Genomic DNA, 17,613 nt, shown 5'->3' with positions numbered 1-17,613 from the left:
AGTGTATTCTCCTGTATGAGAGGTTTTTATAATACAGTTGTACTAACAAAAGAATCTTATCATCGAATTTAAAATAATACAACTGTATTATTAAAGTTGCTTGTCCCTTGCCAATCTTGCTAAAATACTACTATGCCAAAAATAATCGATCATGAGAAAAGAAGAGAACAAATAGCAGAAGCAACGTGGCGTGTCATTGTCGAGCAAGGAATGGAGGGAGCGACGGTAAGGGGCATCGCAAAGGAAGCAGGACTTTCATTAGGTGCTCTGCGACATTACTTCGCAACACAGGATGAACTGTTGATGTATGCCATGCAGCTCGTAAAAGAAAGAGCGACAGCTCGTATCGCTGAAATCGCCGCCAATGAAGAATGGCCGCCAAAAGAGAGAATTAATAAAATCTTTCTGGAGCTCCTCCCGACGAATCGAGAAAAGATGGTCGAAATGGAAGTATGGTTTGCTTTTACCGCGTACTTCCAACACAAAAAAGAAGGATTTGATGCACAGCACGACGGGATATATGCTGCGATCCGCAACCTTTTGGACTCTGCTGATCAATTTCAGCTATTACGAAAACCCCTGGATAAAGACATAGAAGCAGAAAAGCTGTACGCTGTCATCGATGGTTTGGCGCTGCATGCCTTTCTCGAACCACAGCGTGTCGGTGGAGAGCGGATAGAGCGTGTGCTACTGCATCATCTGGCAACCCTTTTTGCTTAACCTACTTTACAATTCCTTACGAAAAACATGGTCAATTCTTTATACAAGATAAGAAACGAAAATAATAGCTGCTTGAAATAAAAAGCAATTAGATCAAGGAAATGTTGATCTGATTGCTTTTTTTCGTTCTTAAAGGAGTAATTGCTGCTAGCGCAGGCTGTTTTACAAAGACCACAATGTGGTTTGACACGTAGTTAACAATGCTGAATTACGATGAATGTACAAACATTTTTGAACAAAAATAAGGTTGTTGGTGTGAATTGCGAAATAAATCACAATTGTCCAATAAAGATTGAATGATGAAAACGGAATAGCTGGTCGTATATGACACAACAGGTAAGGGGTTTTCAAAATGTCGAGTATTACGTTGAAGTCATTGTCCAAGCAATATACGAGCGATAAATACACGCTGGATGATATCAGCCTGCAAATCAAAGACAAAGAGTTCCTGGTGTTATTGGGACCATCCGGTTGTGGGAAATCTACGCTGCTCCGAATGATTGCCGGGATTGAAGAGATTACCCAAGGCGAAGTGCACATTGGCGATGTTTGTGTAAATGAAGTGGAACCAAAGGATCGGGGAGTTGCGATGGTTTTTCAAAACTATGCACTCTATCCGCATATGACCGTATTCGAAAACATGGCATACGGCCTGAAAATAAAAAAGGTAAAAAAGGCAGAGCGAGAAAAGCGCATCATGGCGGCAGCAGATATTTTACAAATCAATCCGTTGTTGAAGCGGTTCCCCAGTCAATTGTCTGGCGGGCAGAAACAGCGGGTAGCGATTGGGCGGGCCATCGTGAAGGAACCGAAAGTGTTCTTGATGGACGAGCCGTTATCCAATCTGGATGCCAAGCTGCGAAATGAAATGAGAATTGAGATTAAAAAGCTGCACGAGCGCTTGGATTCCACGTTCATTTACGTGACGCATGATCAGGTGGAGGCCGTTACCTTAGGGGATCGAATCGCGATTATGGCGGAAGGGAAGTTCCGGCAAATCGGAACGCCGATGGAAATCATCGATTGCCCGGTGGATATGTTCGTTGCCAATTTCATCAGCTCACCACCCATTAATTACATGGATGCGAGTCTGAGCCAGAGAGAGGGACAAGTCTATGTGGACGTAGACGGGGTGCTGCTTGCAACCAATCTCCCCCTCGAGGTGCTGGAGCAAGCTCCTGAGATCGTAGCGGGAATCAGACCGGAGCATTGCTATCTCACCGAAGACAGTGACGATGCATTATCCATGGAGGTACTGTTCACGGAAATTATCGGAACGGATGTGTTAGTTCACCTGAAGTACAAAGCGAGCAATTTTATCGTGAAAAAAAGCTTCACCCAGACGTATGCAAAGGGTCAAAAGGTGAACGTAGGGATTAAAGCGGACCATGTCCATGTATTTGACAAGCACACGCAAAAAAATCTGAGGTGCCACCCATGAATGTACTTATCTCCATAGACGGCGTCAGTTACCAAAGCTTTGAGCGGTACGCACAGCAACGAATAGAGAATGGTTATTCCTACTGCCAAAAACTGATTACGACATTTCCCTCGGTCACATTTACTGCACATGCAGCGGCGATGACCGGGAGCCACCCGGGTAAGCATGGTGTCTTTGATAATATCGTAGCCCGCACAGATACGATGGAAAGAATCTCGTTGTACGGTGACCACGAGTATCTTTGCAACGAAGCGCTTCACAAGCAGACGTTTTTCCATTCGGTGGCGAGACAGGCAGGGACGAGCTGCTGCATACATTGGCCCATGACATCTGGAAACCCGTATATTCACCATTTGGTTACGGAATCGAGCAGCAAAAAAAAGCTGAAGGCAAACGTTTCTGTAGAAAAAATCGATCATGTCGCACTGCGTGAAACGATGCAAGCGATCAAAACGGGAACCTATGATTTTATCGCGGCAAGGTTTGTCGGGTATGATGCGCTGTCGCACCAATATGGGAAAGACTCGCCTGAGGCAATGCGATGCCTGGAGGAGCTGCTTGTTTATCTCGATCAAATCGAGCAGACGTTGAAAAAGACGCAAAAACCATTCAACCTGATCATTTTCTCGGATCATGGTCAAAGCGATATTCAATCGTTTTTTTACCCGAATGAGATTTTGGCCAAAAGTCAGTGGAAGCAGCATTTCCGAAACAAACAAATCAGATTCGTCGGGGACGGCAGCGGGGCGTTGTTGTTTTATAGCTCGTTAGATCAGCAGCAAAACAAAGAAATCATGGCGTTTTTTGAACAGTTGCCAGAAGTGCATCACTTTTATGAGCTGGCAGGGGACACGCCATCAGGGGGCAGACCATTCGGCATCCTCGATTTGAAGCATACGATTTGCGGGGAAGATATCGCTTTTCCCGAACAACCCAAATACAAGGAGATGAAAAGCCTGCACGGGTACCATCCCGCGAATGTCGAGGAGATGAATGGATTTCTCTTGTGTTTAGGAGATGCGTTTACGAAAAGCAAAGTGATCGAAGAAACGCAGATCGAAAACATTGCGCCGACACTCGCGCAGTTGTTCCGAATCGCTCATCCATGTGACGGACAACCGATCAAAGACATCCTCAAGGAGTACGAGTAAATGGGCAGACCAATCAGCAAAACGATCAAGGATAACGCATGGTCGCTTGGGTTACTTTTGCCGACATTGATCCCGTTAGTTATTTTTTGGATCTACCCGATGATCAAAACGTTTCATATCAGTTTTACAGACTGGAACTATATTTCGCCTGATTTTGATTACGTAGGGCTGGAAAACTACCAAAACTTGATGAGCGACGCGTTCTTCGGAAAAGTACTGCTCAACACGCTAGTGTTTACCTTTTTTACAGTCATTCCGCCGATCATTTTCGGACTATTCGTGGCCATCCGGTTAAACAAAATACAGAAGTTTCGCCACTTCTTTGTGGCGAGTGCGTTCTCATCGTGGATCACACCGACTGTGGTTGTTTCCATGGTATGGGTCAGCATTTTCGACACCGACTCCGGGATTGTCAATTATGTCCTCAAAGGTATCGGTATGGAGCCAGTGAAGTGGCTGGGTGGACAAACGACGGCGATGATTGTCGTCATTATCGTCACTATCTGGCAGTACATGGGGCTAGGGATCTTGCTGCTTTCCTCTGCTCTCGCGAAATTGGACCCGGAAGTTGAGAAGGCGAATGATTTGGATGGAGGGAGAGGATTACGAAAATTATTCAGAATCACCTTGCCTGCGATCTCACCGATTCTTGTTTTTCTGTTCGTCTTTTTTACGCTGAATTCTCTCAAAGCCTATGATCAAATTTATATTTTGACGCAGGGCGGACCTTCAGGAGCGACTTCGACCATTTTGTACTACTTCTACGTGCTTGCTTTTGAGTATTTTGAAACCGGACCAGCATCAGCGTTGGCGATGATTTTCTTGGTCATGTGTCTCTTGATCAGCGCACTGAATTTCTTCTTGTCCAAACTACTGTTTACCAAATGAGGTGGGAGCTTTGTCCTTGGCAAAATTAAAAACAGGCATCAATTATGCGATGTTAATTTTGTTGAGCATACTGATGGTGTTTCCGTTTCTCTGGATGTTCTTGATTTCGATCAAGCCCAAAAGCGAGGTGTACAGCGGGAGCCTGCTGCCTTCCACCTTTCATTTTGAGAATTACATCCGTGTATTCACGGAAACGAAGATGCTGCTTTATTTGTGGAACAGCATTTCTGTCAGCCTGATCATCATCGTTTTTCAAATCTTTACTGCCATTTTTGCGGCGTATGTTTTCGCGACAGCTCAGAAAAGATGGGTTCGGTACTGCTTCGTGCTTATTTTGGCGACGTACATGCTGCCATCAGCGGTAACGTACATTCCCTCGTTCATTTTGCTGTCCAAGGTGAATTTGCTGGATACGCACACCGGTTACATTCTCAGTGAGCTCATCAGCATCTTCGCCGTCTTTTTCCTGCGGCAATCGTTTGCGCAGGTGCCAAAGGATGTGGTGCATGCTGCCAAGCTGGATGGGGCGGGGCATCTGCGACTCATATTTACCGTGTATATCCCGTATTGCAAGAACGCAATTGCTTCATTGGTGTTGATCACCTTTATTTACAGCTACAACAACTATATGTGGCCCTCGCTCTTGATCAAGTCGGAGGAAAACATGTTCGTCACGATTGGATTGCGGCGGTTGTTTATGAGTCAGGCGGGCTATGGGATGGACTTCCCACTGGCGATGGCGGCATGTGCGGTTTCACTGGCACCGATGCTGATCCTGCTCGCAATCGCAAGCAAAAGAATCATTCATTCCATGGCTAATCTGTATGTCAACAAATAGACCAAGACAGCGATTTAATGGGAGGAATCATTATGAAAAATCGGAAGCGAAACACCAAGAGCCTCATGCTTTCTATCCTGAGCTCTGCGCTTATTTTTACCGGAGCTGTCGGTTGTTCGAACAACACCGCGTCTGACAGCAACGCGAGTGCATCGTCTGGCCCTAACGAGAAAATCAAGCTGGAGTTCTACTACGGTCTCGGCGGCAAGCTCGGGGAGACGATGCAAAAAATCGTGCAGGACTTTAACAGCAGCAATGAAAAATACGAGGTCGTTCCGATTGTCCAAGGTGACTACAGCGAGACGTTGCAGGCACTTCAGGCGTCGCTGGCAGCAGGCAAGCCACCAGCCTTGGCGATCAATGCGTATCCGGAATTCATGAAGCTGGCGAAAAGCGATGCATTGCTGCCGTTGGATGAGGAGATCAATCAGCCGGAGTATAAAAAGGACGATATTCTGCTGCTAGAGCAAGGGAAGTACAACGATGCGATGCTGGGCGTTCCTGCCTATGTCAGTACGCAAATGATGTACTACCGCAAAGATATTTTTGACAAATACAAGATTGACTACAATGCGCTCAAGAGCTTCGAAGAGTTGGCAGATGCAGCGAAGCTCATCAAAGAAAAAGAAGGAATCAACGGCTGGTCCATCATGTGGTACACGGAGCATATGATCGACTACGCGCGTTCTGCTGGCGGCGATATCGTGAGCGAGGACGGCAAGACTGTCACGATCGACTCGGAAGAATGGGTGTATGCGTGGGACAGCATTCGCAAGTACATTCATGAGGACAAAAGCATGGATACCGTCTATGGCGGCAATGGCTGGGAATGGTGGTACAAAACCATCGACAACGTAATGAACGGAAAATCCGCAGGCTACACAGGCTCTTCTGGTGACGGGGGCGATCTGGATTTCACCAAGGTAGCAACTGGCATGCAAAAAGGCTTCAATGGACAACCACCTAGACCTGTAGCGATTTCTGTCATGTTCAACCTGTTCAAAGCATCCTCCAAGGAACAGCAAGAGGGCGCGTGGGAATTCGTGAAGTTCTTCTCGGAGGCGGAAAAAACAGCGTACTGGGCAGTACAAACCGGCTATATTCCAATTCGCGACAGCGCAGTGAACACAGAGATTTACCAGAACAAATTGAAGGAAAATCTGTACTTCTCGGTACCTATGGAACAGGCGAAAACGAACGGGATTGCTCCTTTTGTAGACCCGACAGGCGGCAAAATTTATGCAGAAATTGAGCTGGCGAAGGACAAGGTGCTGATCGAGAACATTCCTGCCGCAGAAGCGCTCAAAGTGGCGAAAGAAAAAGCACAGAAAGAACTCGATAAGGCACTGAAGCAATAAATCATAAATCATACCGAACAGGAGAGATGGAAAAATGAAAAACGGTGTCGCATTGGCTGTATTTGATCTGGCAGGAACGTTGGTTGAGGATGATAACGCAGTGAGAGATTGCCTGCATAAAGCGGCTGTGGAATACGGTTTGAACGTGACACCAGATGAAATCAGCACGCACATGGGAACGAACAAGATTCATCTTTATCAATATTTGATTGCGAGAACAAAAGGGAATATGATCGACTTCAAAAACTTTGAAATCGATATCGACAGCACAACGCACGATGAAGCGGTCAAGCTGTACGAGCGATACACCGAATATATGATCGCGTTCTACCAGGAAAATTGCCGCGAAATCGCTGGTGCAACCGAAACGCTGAAATGGTGCCAGGAAAATGGCATCAAGGTAGCGACCGGGACAGGCTTCCATAAAGAAATCAACAGTGTCATCATGGAATCGCTCGGTTGGGTGAAGGACGGCTTGATCGATTACGCGGTAGACCTGGATATGGTGCCAGAAGGCAAAGGACGTCCGGCTCCGTTCATGATTTTCAAAGCGATGGAATATTTGAATGTGCAAAACGTCAGACAAGTCATCAAGCTCGGCGATACGCCAGCGGATATGCTCGAAGGCTACAATGCAGGCTGCAAAGCAGTCATCGGCGTCATGCAAGGCTCGACTCCAATCGAGGTATGGGGCAAGTACTATCATACGCATGTGCTCGACACCGTAAAAGAACTGCCAGAGCTGATTTTGTCCGGTAAAATCGTATGATCTACCCAGTGGAGAAGATGGCGAGTGTCGGCATAGTCTTGCCCAAGCTGTTTCCTTTTTCACAAAGCAGGCCTGAGCAGATGATTCCGAGTCTTCTTACGATCCTGGAAGACCCATTCTTTACGGCAGTGGAAGTCTCCTATATCGCAGATAAAGAGACGAGGCAGCAAGCGGCAAAGTATATGGCGTACAGCGGTGTCGAGGTTATTTTCAACGGCGGAGATGCAGCCAGAGAATTGCAGATTGATCTCAGCTCCTTGGACCCGGTCGTTCGCAACAAGTCCATCGAATCGGGCAAGATGCTGATCGACCACTGCTATGAAATGAATGCAAAAATCATGCATATCGTGACGGGCAAATTCGAAGGCGAGGAAAACAAGCCGAAAAACATCCACGCGTTTATTACTTCGGCTATGGAGCTGTGCAAGTACGCAAAAGAAAAAGCAGATTCGTACGAGCTGTACATTTCTTTGGAGATCGGGGATCGACATGTCGATCGCAAATATTTGCTCGGCCCGACTCATGAAGCTGTGCATGCAGCGAGTGTGATCCGCAGCGAGTACGACAATTTTGGCCTGTTGCTGGATCAAAGCCACCTGCCGATTATGGGCGAAAATCCGCACAAATCGTTGTGGCTGGCCAAAGATTATTTGACGCACATTCATCTCGGAAATTGTTACTTGAAAGACAGGCGAGCCAGCTATTTCGGGGATAAGCATCTTCCATTTGGCGTCAAGGATTCGGAGGTTGGCGTGGATGAGCTAACGTCATTTATCAAGACATTGCATGAGATTGATTTCTTCAAGAGCCCGAAACCAACGAGAAAGCCAGTCATGACCTTTGAGGTTGGGCGGCTTGAGGATGAATCGCCAATGCTTGTCATCGCCAATGTAAAACGTGCTTTTTACGAAGCGTGGGCCAATGCATAAACGAAAAGACTGGGGCTGGGCATAAGTGAATGTATTAATTACGGGATACTTTACCGATTATTCAAAGCAACGCGTGACGCAAGCGTTTCCGAAGGATTGGAATATTCGAATCGTGGAGCCTGAGAGAATCGAGTCATTTATCAGCGAAGCGAATGTATTGATTCCCGAGCATATCCAGGTAAACGAGGACTTGCTGAACAAAGCGCACAACCTGAAATTTGTTCAGACGGGTGCGGGCTTTGATAACGTGGATATTGAGGCGTGCACGAAGAAAAACATTTGGGTGAGCAACGCTGCTGGCGTGAATGCGAACGCAGTAGCCGAGCATATTATGGCGCTCATTCTCGGGTATTACAAAAACATCTCCTTTCTCGATCAAGCAATGAAAAATCGGGAGGATGAGACGAAGCTCGTGTACGTCGGTGGCGAGCTCGCAGGAAAAACCATCGGTACCATTGGCTTTGGCGCAATAGGCTCACGCGTAGCAGAGCTGGCAAAAGCCTTTCGGATGAAGGTGCTGGCGTACGACACCAACCCAAACAGACAGAGCGATGATGCCGAAATAGTTGATCTGGACACGCTGGTTACCGAATCTGATGTGATCACCCTGAATATTTTTCTGAATGAGTCCACAAGACATTTGGTAGACAAACAATTTTTAGCGAAAATGAAAAACGATGCACTTCTCGTCAATACAGCGAGAGGGCCGATCATCTGTGAAGAGGATTTGATCGAAGCGCTGAAAAACAATGTGATTGGCGGAGCTTGCCTCGATGTGTTTACAGTAGAGCCTCTCAGCGTAGACAGTGAGCTGCGCGCTCTGAAAAATGTCGTGTTGACGCCACATACAGCAGGTATGCCTGACGGAACCAAATTCCACGAGAAAAGGTATCAATTCTTTGTGGAAAACATAGAGCGAATCCAACGCAATGAAACGCCGCACAATCATTTGAATCAACTTCCATAAGCAAGGGCCCAAAGAACAAGCTGGGATCAGTCATTCATCGACTGGTCCCGGTTTTTTAATGCTCCCTTATCTTTGAGAGGTTTCAGCGGAAACAGTCAATTTTCTGGCTATTTTTACCCGGACGATGAAAGGAGAAAAGGGAGAGCTTGGGGCTATTTGGTATTTACTTCCCGAACATCCATTCGTAAAATAAGGGCAAGAAGGTGACGAAGATGAATGTAAAAAAGAATGTGGCGCAGGTTCTTGAACATTTGACGCAAGACGAGCGGTTCAAGGCTAATATTGCCCATTGGAAAATCATTCCCAAGCGTGAAGCCCTGACGGTTCCGTTCCCTCTGGAACTGAATCCACGAATAAAAGAAGCCCTCGAAAAAAGAGGGATTACTTCCTTGTACACCCATCAAGAAACATCCTTTCGCCATGTGCGAGAAGGCAAACATATTGTAGCAGTTACCCCCACTGCCTCTGGCAAAAGCATGTGCTATCATCTGCCGATTATCCAGACGTTATCGGAAGACGCGCAAGCACGTGCGCTTTACTTATTCCCAACCAAAGCTCTTGCTCAGGATCAAAAATCGGAGCTGCACGAGCTGATCACCGAGATGGGTCTTTCCATCAAATCAGAGACGTATGATGGCGATACACCTGCAAATATTCGGCAGATGGTACGCAAAGCAGGAAATATCGTGATCACCAACCCGGATATGCTGCATTCAGCCATTTTGCCTCATCACACCAAGTGGGTGTCGTTTTTCGAGCATCTCAAATACATCGTCATTGACGAGCTGCATACATATCGCGGGGTGTTTGGAAGCCATGTCGCCAATGTGATCCGTCGCTTAAAGCGTATCTGTGCGTTTTACGGCAGTTACCCGCAATTTATTTGCACATCGGCCACCATTGCCAACCCGAAGCAGCTGGCAGAAGCCCTGATAGAAGAAGAGGTAGAGCTGGTCAATAACAACGGAGCTCCAGCAGGCATCAAACATTTCCTTTTTTACAATCCACCCGTGGTCAATAAACAGCTCAATATTAGGCGCAGCGCTACATTGGAGGCACGCGACATTACAGAGCAATTTCTCACCAATGGCATTCAAACGATTCTTTTTGCGAGAAGCCGTGTACGTGTAGAGATTTTGCTGACGTATTTGCAGGAGCTGATTCGCCGCAAGCTCGGCCCGAAAACAATCCAAGGGTATCGGGGCGGTTATTTGCCGAGCCAGCGCAGAGAGATTGAACGCGGCTTGCGCAATGGCGACATTATGGGCGTAGTCAGTACGAATGCGCTGGAGCTGGGTGTCGATATCGGGCAGCTGCAGGCCTGCGTCATTACCGGGTATCCCGGCTCGGTCGCAAGCACGTGGCAGCAGGCAGGAAGGGCGGGAAGACGGCAGGGTGAATCTGTCGTCATCATGGTCGGCAGCTCTACGCCGCTGGATCAGTACGTGATTGCCAATCCGGAGTACTTTTTCGACCGCAGTCCCGAGACAGCGAGGATTAATCCCGACAACCTGATCATCTTAGTCGACCATCTCAAATGTGCGGCGTACGAGCTGCCATTTCGGGAGGGGGACAAATTCGGACGCGCGGAAATCGTGGAGATTCTGGAGTTTTTGACCGAGGAGCAGGTGCTGCATCATTCTCGGGGCAAGTGGTTCTGGATGAACGATTCGTTCCCGGCACACAACATCAGTCTACGGTCAGCCTCGCAGGAAAATGTCGTGATCATCGACATCAGTGAACGGGGAAATGAGCGTGTCATCGGGGAAATGGACCGTTTCAGCTCCATGACGCTCTTGCATGACGAAGCCATTTACCTGCATCAAGGGACGCAGTTCCAGGTAGAAAAGCTGGACTTCGAGGAAAAGAAGGCGTACGTCCGCGAAGTCCAAGTCGATTACTACACGGACGCGAACTTGGCCGTCTCGCTGAAGGTATTGGAGCAGGATCAGTCGCGTCCTCATGCGCAGAGCACGTTGGCTTATGGCGAAGTGGCTGTGAATGCGATGGCGACGATTTTCAAGAAAATCAAATTCGAGTCGCATGAAAACATCGGCTCGGGACCGATTCATTTGCCGGAAGAGGAGCTGCATACGAATGCAGCGTGGATCGGCTTTTCTGAAGCGCTGCTCGGTGAGATCGGGACAGAGGATGTGGAGCGTGGCTTGGTCGGTTTGGCGCATGTGCTGCAGCACGTAGCTCCGCTGTTTGTCATGTGCGACCCGATGGACCTGCACGTGATTCCGCAACGCAAGGCCGTTCACTCGCAGGAGCCGACGATTTTCCTCTACGACCGTTATCCCGGCGGCATCGGCTTGAGCGAGCAGGTATACAAGGAAATGGAGACGATTTTGACGCAGGCGGAGCGGATGATTGTTTCTTGCCCGTGTGAGTCAGGCTGTCCGTCTTGTGTGGGAGCCACAGATGATGGCAGCAAGGGACTAGCGATGACCTTGCTGCGCATCGCGCAAGGGGGAAGTACGTATGTCTCTTAAATCCAAGCTGCAACGGATGAAGGGACATCTCTCGTTAGAAGCGGACAAAGTGGCAGCGCCGGCAATGGAATCGGAACGGCCCATTCTCCCACAAGAGACGGGGGAGGAGCCAACGACGGCTGTACCAGCATATAATAGCGCCGATGTACAGATTCCTTTTGCCGACAGGTGGAAGGAATTACAGGCATCGCCTTACTTCTGGGAAGACGAGTACGTCATGATTCGCGAGGTTCGCTATCCGATTCATCAGCAGCACGGAGCTTATGCCTTTTCCGAGCTGCTTGAGGCGATCCGTATGTGGGAAGAGGCAGACAGAGAGCATCCGCTATCCGCTGCGGGCAGAAAAGCAGAGGACCTGCTGTTCTTCGATACCGAGACAACGGGCCTGTCAGGTGGGGCAGGCAATGCCATCTTTCTCTTGGGATACAGCCGCTTCGAAGGGGAACATGTCGTGGTGCGCCAGCATTTTCTTCCCGGCCCGCATGCAGAGGTGACCTTGTACCAATCGTTTTTGGAGCAAGCACAGAAGTCCTCGCATTTAGTAACCTTTAACGGAAAGTCCTTTGACTGGCCGCAAGTGCGGACGAGGCATACGCTAGTGCGCGATCAGGTGCCCGCTTTGCCTACCTTTGGTCATTTCGACCTTTTGCACGGGGCAAGGAGGCTGTGGAAGGCGGAGCTGGAATCATGCCGCTTAGGTGTCATCGAGCAGGAAAAGCTGGATGTTTTTCGCGAGGATGATTTGCCCGGGTATTTGGCTCCGGTGCGGTATTTCGACTTTTTGCATGCCCAAGACCCTGATGTGATCGAAGGTGTGCTGCGACATAACGAGACAGACGTCCTGTCTCTGATCACGATGTATATTCACATGACGCGTTTATTGGTAGGGCAAGGCACAGTAAGTGTATCGCCCGAGGAAAGCTACGAAATCGCCAGATGGTATGACGCGCTTGGGGATCAGGAGGCGGCTATGGCAGGCTATCATCTCGTCGCAGACAGCAATCATGCGTGGAGCAACCGGGCCAAGCTCGCCATCGGTCATCTGTACAAAAAGCAAAAGGATTGGCAGCAAGCCCTAACCGTTTGGGAGTCGTGTATACAGTCGTCCGGTTATGTCCCGGAAGAGGTGTTTATTGAGGCTGCCAAGCTGTGCGAGCACCAGATGAAGGATTGGGAAAAGGCGCTGCATTATACGAAGCAAGCGTATGACCAGTGGAAGAAACGCGGGAGTCTTTTGCGTAACAGAACCAAGGCTGACGCAGAGGCGTATCACAAGCGAATCGATCGGCTGGAAGGAAAGCTTCGCGGAAACGTGGCGGAAGAAGAGAGCTTGTTGTCGGGATTTTTGGATTGGGCGGGTGAGCAAGAGTAGTCCTCACACTTAGTGTTCAGAGGAGGCGTAGGATGAGACAGATTGTTGTCTGCTTTCTGTTTGTGTTACTACTTCTAGGTGGCAGTTCATCGAAGTATAATTGGGTGCACACATTTATGGGGGAGAGCGAAAACTGGAGAGTGGTCATGGAGGTCAGGCCGAATGAGAAGAAGCCAGAAACGGTTGTGTATCCATTTTACTTGACGAAGAAAATGGATAAGAAAGTGACGATGTTGTATGCGAAGACTTATTTGGTCAATGGTGGTCCTAGCATACGTTTCACAGACTTTGACTATGAAAAATTCCCGAAAGATCAACCCGTGCTGCTTTTTCGTGATCATCCGAATTACCTCTCACTTAAATTCCCATGGAGAGACACACCGAATGAACAGATGGAATACTACTTCTCTGAGTTGAAAATGGATATAAAATGGACAGACGATACGGGAGAGCATGAAGAACAAATCAAGCTGAAGCTGCAAAAAGCCCCCTGACCGAAAAAAGGGGGCTAAAAGGGAACATGCCACATTCATCACTTTTCGAGGAGAGATTACAGGCGGAGTATTAAGTACGACCGATGAAGAGATACAGGAGATCGCATGGAAATCAATTACTGAAGCGCAAGAGCTGATGCCTTATTTGGGGAATATTCGCGAGCTTCTTGCCAATAAGGCGTATTACAGTGCGGAAAGGGAATGGGAAAGCCTACAAGAGTAGCGTCCCAGCTATCAATCATCTCCAAATTGTTGTTTGATCATATCCCTCAAGCTTTGCCTTGCCTCTTCCGAATCAATTTCAATACATAATGAATAGCCTGCAGCAGGATCAGCTGGTCGTGCGTTCTCGAGTGTGTACAATTTATAGCGTCGGTTACTAGGTGGAAAGGTAACATATGCAGAATGTTTTGAAATAGGGACTAGTCCCATTTTACGCAATGCTGCTTTCGTGAACATATTTGCTGGTACATGATCAGATGAATACTGTTTCACAGCAATCTACCCCCTGTTCTTTCAAACATATTTTACCAGGAAGACTAACCAAAAGGATAGAGATTCAGAGATGATCTGAACTCTATCCTTTTAATTTTTTCACATATTTCGCCCGATACTCATCCGCCAGCATCGACATGAGAATGGAGTCATGATAGGCGTGGTTGTAATAAAGCGCTTGTCTCTGCACGCCTTCGCGCTGGAAGCCGAGCTTTTCATACGTGTGGATGGCACGCTCATTGAAGGAATAAACGTTTAGCTCGATGCGGTGCAGATTGAGAATACCGAAGCCGTAATCGAGCATCAACAGGAGCGCTTCACTGCCATAGCCTTTGCCTTGAAAGGCATTCTGGTCAATAGCTATTCGAATAAAGGCGTTTCGATTCTTTGTATCGATATCACCAATCTGGACGTCGCCAATCACCTGATCGTTTTCACATAGCGCGATCAATAAGAGGACGCTCGACGAGTCCTGACCTTTGTTCTCGATGTACTGCTGGATTTGCTCGCGTGTGAAATGCTTTTGTGTGCCGGTCAGCCTGCGAGTTTCCTTGTTAAATAAGGAGCGGAAATATAATTCGGTATCTTCTGTGCCGATCGGGCGCAGATAGACGCGTTCTCCTTCCAAAAAGCGTACCGCCACACTTGAATTCTCATGAGTAGTTGACATAGTAGATGTCCTCCTGTTCGTCCAAAACTTCTTTTTCTTAGGATAACGAGCAAGTGTATACTTGAAAATATGCAGTTTCGTAAAAGTGAAAAGGACAGATGGAGGTAAGAACCCGGATGCTCTTGACCCCGAACTGGCAGGAGAACGACAACGAGCCGCAATACGTGCAGCTGTATACCTATTTGAAAAAAGAAATCGTCGCAGGGAGATTGGCGGTGAGTAGCAAGCTGCCGTCCGTTCGCAAGCTGGCTGACTTGCTGGGCCTAAGCACAACACCTGTGGAGATGGCATACCAGCAGCTGCTGGCAGAAGGCTTTATCCAAAGCAGACCGCGCAGTGGGTATTACGTGGAGAAATTGCCTGATCCCGAAGTGAAGTCGGGTGCTTACGCGAGCGAGCAAACCATCCAGCGGCCTGTGCTGCGTGACGAAAGAGCGTACGACTATGATTTCCATCTTTCCCACAACGATTTTTCGTTATTTCCAACCATGATTTGGCGTCGTTTGTACAATGAGACGCTTCACATAGAGCAGCAAGAGAATCTTTTTTATGGGGACCCACAAGGCGAGGCAGGGCTCCGAATGCAGATCGCTGACTACTTGCGCAGGTACAGGGGTGTAGTTTGTTCGCCGAATCAAGTGGTGATTGGCGCGGATCAGTTTGGCTTGCTGTCATTGATCAGTGTAATGGTAAAACCCCAGTTCAAGCGCATCGGCGTAGAAAATCCCGGGTATTTACTGTTTGCCAATACATTTCGCCAGCATGGATATGACGTAGTGCCGATCTCGCTTACAGAGGACGGGATTAGCGTCAGCGAGTTATATGAGTCGGAGGTTCGTTTGGTTGCAGTCTCTTCGGCCCACCAATATCCGCGCGGGATGATTATGCCAGTATCCAAGCGACTGGAATTGCTCGAATGGGCCAAAAGTGTGGGCGGGTACATCATCGAAGACGATTACGACGGAGAGTTTCGTTATCATGGCAGACCGATTCCGTCTATGCAAGGTTTGCTCCCTCATTCGAATGTCATCTATATGGGGAGCCTTGCGCAGGTATTGGCGCCAGCACTTGGCATCTGGTACATGGTTTTGCCACAATCTCTGCTGGATACATACTACAGCTTGTTGCGCGAGACGTTGCTGGAACAATCCTCATCTCGACTACATCAGCGTACGATGGAAGCCTTTATGGAAAAAGGATATTTTGAAAAGCATGTCCGAAAAATGCGCAAGCTGTACCGCAAAAAGCACGATGCCCTGCTGCTGGCAGTGCAAAAGCATTTTGGCGAGAGAGCAACTGTCATTGGGGCGGATGCGGGCTTTCACGTCCTGCTGCGGGTAAACAGCGAGCGAAGCGAAGAGGAGTTGAAAAGGCTGGCGATTCATGCTGGCGTGAGAGCCTCGTCGGCATCATTTACGTGGCTGGTGCCGCCTACTCCTGTGCCAAAAGAATTTATCCTCGGTTTTGCCGGTATTCCACTGGAAAAAATCGATCCCGGTATCGAGGCATTGAGCCAAGCGTGGTTTGGAGATAGTTGACAAGGAGCAAGGACCCCGTTATGCTAAGAATGCGTTTTGGAAAATATGAAAAACAAAATATTTTCCTTGTTTTCGTGAGGGGGGCAAGAGAGCATGCAGGAGCGAATCCTACAGTGCGCTTATCTGGAGATTGAGACAAAAGGCGTTCGTTTTACCATGTCTGATTTAGCTCGGCGGGCAGGCGTCAGCACCAAGACGTTGTATGCGAGCTTTCCATCAAAAGAAGCATTGATCACCAAAGTAATCGAAAAAAACATCGAGGATTTGCGTAAAGCAGAAGACCGGATTTTACATGATCCCGACTTAGATCTGGTAGAGAAAATGCAGCAGCTACTGGCACTTGTCCCGAACAACTTCTCACGAACAGACCTGCGTGTGTGGTATGAGCTGAAGCGCTACTATCCCGAGCAATGGAAGCTGATCGACGAGTTTAATCAACAGGAGTGGGAGCATGTTCGGATCATTCTGGAGCAAGGGGCAGAGGAGGGCGTGTTTCGGCGTATCCAGCTACCGATCTTGATTCAGATGTATACCGGAACGCTCAACCAATTGATTGATCAGCAGTTGGCGAACCAGCACCATGTGACGATTGGCGATGCGCTGGATGCGGTCATCGATATTTTACTAGGCGGCATCGTAGATTCTTCGTCTTCAAACAAGTAAGTAGGAGGAACATAATGAGTTGGGTCTATTTATTAATAGCCATTTTACTAGAGGTGGCTGGAACAACATCGATGAAGCTGTCTGACGGGCTGAGCAAGCCTGTCCCCAGTGTGATGATGTTTATCTTTTATATTTTGTGCTTCTCATCGCTGAGCCTCGCACTCAAGGAAATGGAGGTCGGGACTGCATACGCCATCTGGTCGGGGCTCGGAACAGCGATCATCGCAGTCATTGGTGTGGTTGTCTTCAAGGATGCCTTCACGGTCAAAAAAGTGATTGCTGTGGGTCTCATCATCGTGGGATGTGTGCTGTTGAACATTGGGGACACCTCTCACGCTTCATCCACGAAAGATACAGGAGTGACAGAGGCGAAATGAGCGCTAAAAATGTAAGAGCGATGCTCGTTTTTTTCTGGGTCACAGATGTGGCTTTTGTCGTCTACTGGCTCATTACGTTTTTGGAGCTTCTCCCTGTGGAGTACTTGTATCAGGATTATTACAACCCCAATCTGGTCGCGTGGAACCTGTCCTTTTTTCCGCTCGATATTTTGATTTCCATCACCGGCTTTGCCAGTCTGTACGCCTATCGTAGAGGAGTGCACATGTGGAAGCCGCTTGCCATGCTGTCGCTCGTTTTGACATCCTGCTCGGGTTTGCAGGCGATCGCTTTTTGGGCGTTCAAGGCAGATTTCGATTGGTCCTGGTGGATTCCTAACTTGTACCTGCTGATATACCCGTTATTCTTTTTGCCGGGTCTGATGCGAGAACTGGCAAAAGTGAGGGAAAGGGATTCTTGACAAATTTGAGTAGTGGCTATATAGTAGGT

General features: G+C 48.2%; 18 protein-coding genes. 16 read left to right on the top strand and 2 right to left on the bottom strand.

Annotation, left to right across the window (positions count from 1 at the left end):
• Nucleotides 1–132 precede the first annotated feature (132 nt).
• The 12 genes from AB1L17_RS10575 to AB1L17_RS10520 all read left to right on the top strand — a co-directional run bounded on the left by AB1L17_RS10575 (nucleotide 133) and on the right by AB1L17_RS10520 (nucleotide 13,422).
• Nucleotides 133–720: a TetR/AcrR family transcriptional regulator gene (locus AB1L17_RS10575; protein WP_412844892.1), complete on the top strand. Its 588-nt coding sequence runs from the start codon at nucleotides 133–135 to the stop codon at nucleotides 718–720.
• Nucleotides 721–1,072: 352 nt separating this feature from the next.
• On the top strand, nucleotides 1,073–2,161 hold the full coding sequence (locus AB1L17_RS10570; protein WP_412844893.1) for an ABC transporter ATP-binding protein: 1,089 nt from the start codon (nucleotides 1,073–1,075) through the stop codon (nucleotides 2,159–2,161).
• On the top strand, nucleotides 2,158–3,312 hold the full coding sequence (locus tag AB1L17_RS10565; protein WP_412844894.1) for an alkaline phosphatase family protein: 1,155 nt from the start codon (nucleotides 2,158–2,160) through the stop codon (nucleotides 3,310–3,312). Before AB1L17_RS10570 ends, AB1L17_RS10565 begins: the two co-directional genes overlap by 4 nt.
• Nucleotides 3,313–4,200, top strand: coding sequence for a carbohydrate ABC transporter permease (locus AB1L17_RS10560; RefSeq protein ID WP_412844895.1), 888 nt, complete (start codon nucleotides 3,313–3,315; stop codon nucleotides 4,198–4,200).
• A gap of 16 nt (nucleotides 4,201–4,216) precedes the next feature.
• Nucleotides 4,217–5,038, top strand: a complete 822-nt coding sequence (locus tag AB1L17_RS10555) for a carbohydrate ABC transporter permease (RefSeq protein WP_412844896.1) — start codon at nucleotides 4,217–4,219, stop codon at nucleotides 5,036–5,038.
• A gap of 32 nt (nucleotides 5,039–5,070) precedes the next feature.
• Nucleotides 5,071–6,396, top strand: a complete 1,326-nt coding sequence (locus AB1L17_RS10550; RefSeq protein ID WP_412844897.1) for an ABC transporter substrate-binding protein — start codon at nucleotides 5,071–5,073, stop codon at nucleotides 6,394–6,396.
• A 34-nt stretch (nucleotides 6,397–6,430) separates the two neighbouring features.
• Nucleotides 6,431–7,165: an HAD hydrolase-like protein gene (locus AB1L17_RS10545; protein ID WP_412844898.1), complete on the top strand. Its 735-nt coding sequence runs from the start codon at nucleotides 6,431–6,433 to the stop codon at nucleotides 7,163–7,165.
• Nucleotides 7,162–8,094 carry a sugar phosphate isomerase/epimerase family protein gene (locus AB1L17_RS10540; RefSeq protein ID WP_412844899.1) on the top strand — a complete coding sequence of 311 codons (933 nt, stop codon included), beginning with the start codon at nucleotides 7,162–7,164 and terminating at the stop codon, nucleotides 8,092–8,094. The genes AB1L17_RS10545 and AB1L17_RS10540 overlap by 4 nt, the downstream gene beginning before the upstream one ends.
• A gap of 25 nt (nucleotides 8,095–8,119) precedes the next feature.
• Nucleotides 8,120–9,061 (top strand): NAD(P)-dependent oxidoreductase, encoded by a 942-nt coding sequence (locus tag AB1L17_RS10535; RefSeq protein WP_412844900.1) that lies wholly within the window; start codon nucleotides 8,120–8,122, stop codon nucleotides 9,059–9,061.
• A gap of 212 nt (nucleotides 9,062–9,273) precedes the next feature.
• Nucleotides 9,274–11,556: a DEAD/DEAH box helicase gene (locus AB1L17_RS10530; protein WP_412844901.1), complete on the top strand. Its 2,283-nt coding sequence runs from the start codon at nucleotides 9,274–9,276 to the stop codon at nucleotides 11,554–11,556.
• Entirely contained in the window at nucleotides 11,546–12,928 is a 1,383-nt protein-coding gene (locus AB1L17_RS10525) for a ribonuclease H-like domain-containing protein (protein ID WP_412844902.1), read from the top strand. Before AB1L17_RS10530 ends, AB1L17_RS10525 begins: the two co-directional genes overlap by 11 nt.
• Nucleotides 12,929–12,960: 32 nt before the next feature.
• The gene (locus AB1L17_RS10520) at nucleotides 12,961–13,422 is read left to right on the top strand and encodes a hypothetical protein (protein ID WP_412844903.1); all 462 of its coding nucleotides are present in this window, start codon (nucleotides 12,961–12,963) and stop codon (nucleotides 13,420–13,422) included.
• Nucleotides 13,423–13,656: 234 nt separating this feature from the next.
• Here the strand turns inward: AB1L17_RS10520 and AB1L17_RS10515 are convergent, their stop codons facing one another.
• On the bottom strand, nucleotides 13,657–13,917 hold the full coding sequence (locus AB1L17_RS10515) for a hypothetical protein (RefSeq protein WP_412844904.1): 261 nt from the start codon (nucleotides 13,915–13,917) through the stop codon (nucleotides 13,657–13,659).
• Between the two features lie 82 nt (nucleotides 13,918–13,999).
• A complete protein-coding gene (locus tag AB1L17_RS10510; RefSeq protein WP_412844905.1) occupies nucleotides 14,000–14,587 on the bottom strand; it encodes a GNAT family N-acetyltransferase in 588 nt (195 codons plus the stop codon).
• A 116-nt stretch (nucleotides 14,588–14,703) separates the two neighbouring features.
• Between AB1L17_RS10510 and pdxR the strand changes: the two genes are divergently transcribed.
• The 4 genes from pdxR (at nucleotide 14,704) to AB1L17_RS10490 (ending at nucleotide 17,584) form a co-directional block, all read left to right on the top strand.
• The gene (gene pdxR, locus AB1L17_RS10505; RefSeq protein ID WP_412844952.1) at nucleotides 14,704–16,125 is read left to right on the top strand and encodes a MocR-like pyridoxine biosynthesis transcription factor PdxR; all 1,422 of its coding nucleotides are present in this window, start codon (nucleotides 14,704–14,706) and stop codon (nucleotides 16,123–16,125) included.
• A gap of 93 nt (nucleotides 16,126–16,218) precedes the next feature.
• Nucleotides 16,219–16,788 carry a TetR/AcrR family transcriptional regulator gene (locus AB1L17_RS10500; RefSeq protein WP_412844906.1) on the top strand — a complete coding sequence of 190 codons (570 nt, stop codon included), beginning with the start codon at nucleotides 16,219–16,221 and terminating at the stop codon, nucleotides 16,786–16,788.
• A gap of 14 nt (nucleotides 16,789–16,802) precedes the next feature.
• Nucleotides 16,803–17,165, top strand: coding sequence for a DMT family transporter (locus AB1L17_RS10495; protein WP_412844907.1), 363 nt, complete (start codon nucleotides 16,803–16,805; stop codon nucleotides 17,163–17,165).
• Nucleotides 17,162–17,584 carry a YvaD family protein gene (locus tag AB1L17_RS10490; RefSeq protein ID WP_412844908.1) on the top strand — a complete coding sequence of 141 codons (423 nt, stop codon included), beginning with the start codon at nucleotides 17,162–17,164 and terminating at the stop codon, nucleotides 17,582–17,584. Before AB1L17_RS10495 ends, AB1L17_RS10490 begins: the two co-directional genes overlap by 4 nt.
• Nucleotides 17,585–17,613: the final 29 nt, after the last annotated feature.

The organism is Brevibacillus jepli (genome assembly GCF_047229145.1).
Taxonomy (GTDB): domain Bacteria; phylum Bacillota; class Bacilli; order Brevibacillales; family Brevibacillaceae; genus Brevibacillus.
Note: the sequence above shows the minus strand (reverse complement) of the source record. Positions and strands in the feature narration are given on the sequence as shown.

What these genes read in the sequence shown, in the direction of transcription:
- AB1L17_RS10575 (WP_412844892.1), top strand. Translation starts at nt 133, where the DNA reads ATGCCAAAAATAATCGATCATGAGAAAAGAAGAGAACAAATAGCAGAA.
- AB1L17_RS10570 (WP_412844893.1), top strand. Translation starts at nt 1,073, where the DNA reads ATGTCGAGTATTACGTTGAAGTCATTGTCCAAGCAATATACGAGCGAT.
- AB1L17_RS10565 (WP_412844894.1), top strand. Translation starts at nt 2,158, where the DNA reads ATGAATGTACTTATCTCCATAGACGGCGTCAGTTACCAAAGCTTTGAG.
- AB1L17_RS10560 (WP_412844895.1), top strand. Translation starts at nt 3,313, where the DNA reads ATGGGCAGACCAATCAGCAAAACGATCAAGGATAACGCATGGTCGCTT.
- AB1L17_RS10550 (WP_412844897.1), top strand. Translation starts at nt 5,071, where the DNA reads ATGAAAAATCGGAAGCGAAACACCAAGAGCCTCATGCTTTCTATCCTG.
- AB1L17_RS10545 (WP_412844898.1), top strand. Translation starts at nt 6,431, where the DNA reads ATGAAAAACGGTGTCGCATTGGCTGTATTTGATCTGGCAGGAACGTTG.
- AB1L17_RS10540 (WP_412844899.1), top strand. Translation starts at nt 7,162, where the DNA reads ATGATCTACCCAGTGGAGAAGATGGCGAGTGTCGGCATAGTCTTGCCC.
- AB1L17_RS10530 (WP_412844901.1), top strand. Translation starts at nt 9,274, where the DNA reads ATGAATGTAAAAAAGAATGTGGCGCAGGTTCTTGAACATTTGACGCAA.
- AB1L17_RS10525 (WP_412844902.1), top strand. Translation starts at nt 11,546, where the DNA reads ATGTCTCTTAAATCCAAGCTGCAACGGATGAAGGGACATCTCTCGTTA.
- AB1L17_RS10520 (WP_412844903.1), top strand. Translation starts at nt 12,961, where the DNA reads ATGAGACAGATTGTTGTCTGCTTTCTGTTTGTGTTACTACTTCTAGGT.
- AB1L17_RS10510 (WP_412844905.1), bottom strand. Translation starts at nt 14,587, where the DNA reads ATGTCAACTACTCATGAGAATTCAAGTGTGGCGGTACGCTTTTTGGAA.
- pdxR (WP_412844952.1), top strand. Translation starts at nt 14,704, where the DNA reads ATGCTCTTGACCCCGAACTGGCAGGAGAACGACAACGAGCCGCAATAC.
- AB1L17_RS10500 (WP_412844906.1), top strand. Translation starts at nt 16,219, where the DNA reads ATGCAGGAGCGAATCCTACAGTGCGCTTATCTGGAGATTGAGACAAAA.
- AB1L17_RS10495 (WP_412844907.1), top strand. Translation starts at nt 16,803, where the DNA reads ATGAGTTGGGTCTATTTATTAATAGCCATTTTACTAGAGGTGGCTGGA.
- AB1L17_RS10490 (WP_412844908.1), top strand. Translation starts at nt 17,162, where the DNA reads ATGAGCGCTAAAAATGTAAGAGCGATGCTCGTTTTTTTCTGGGTCACA.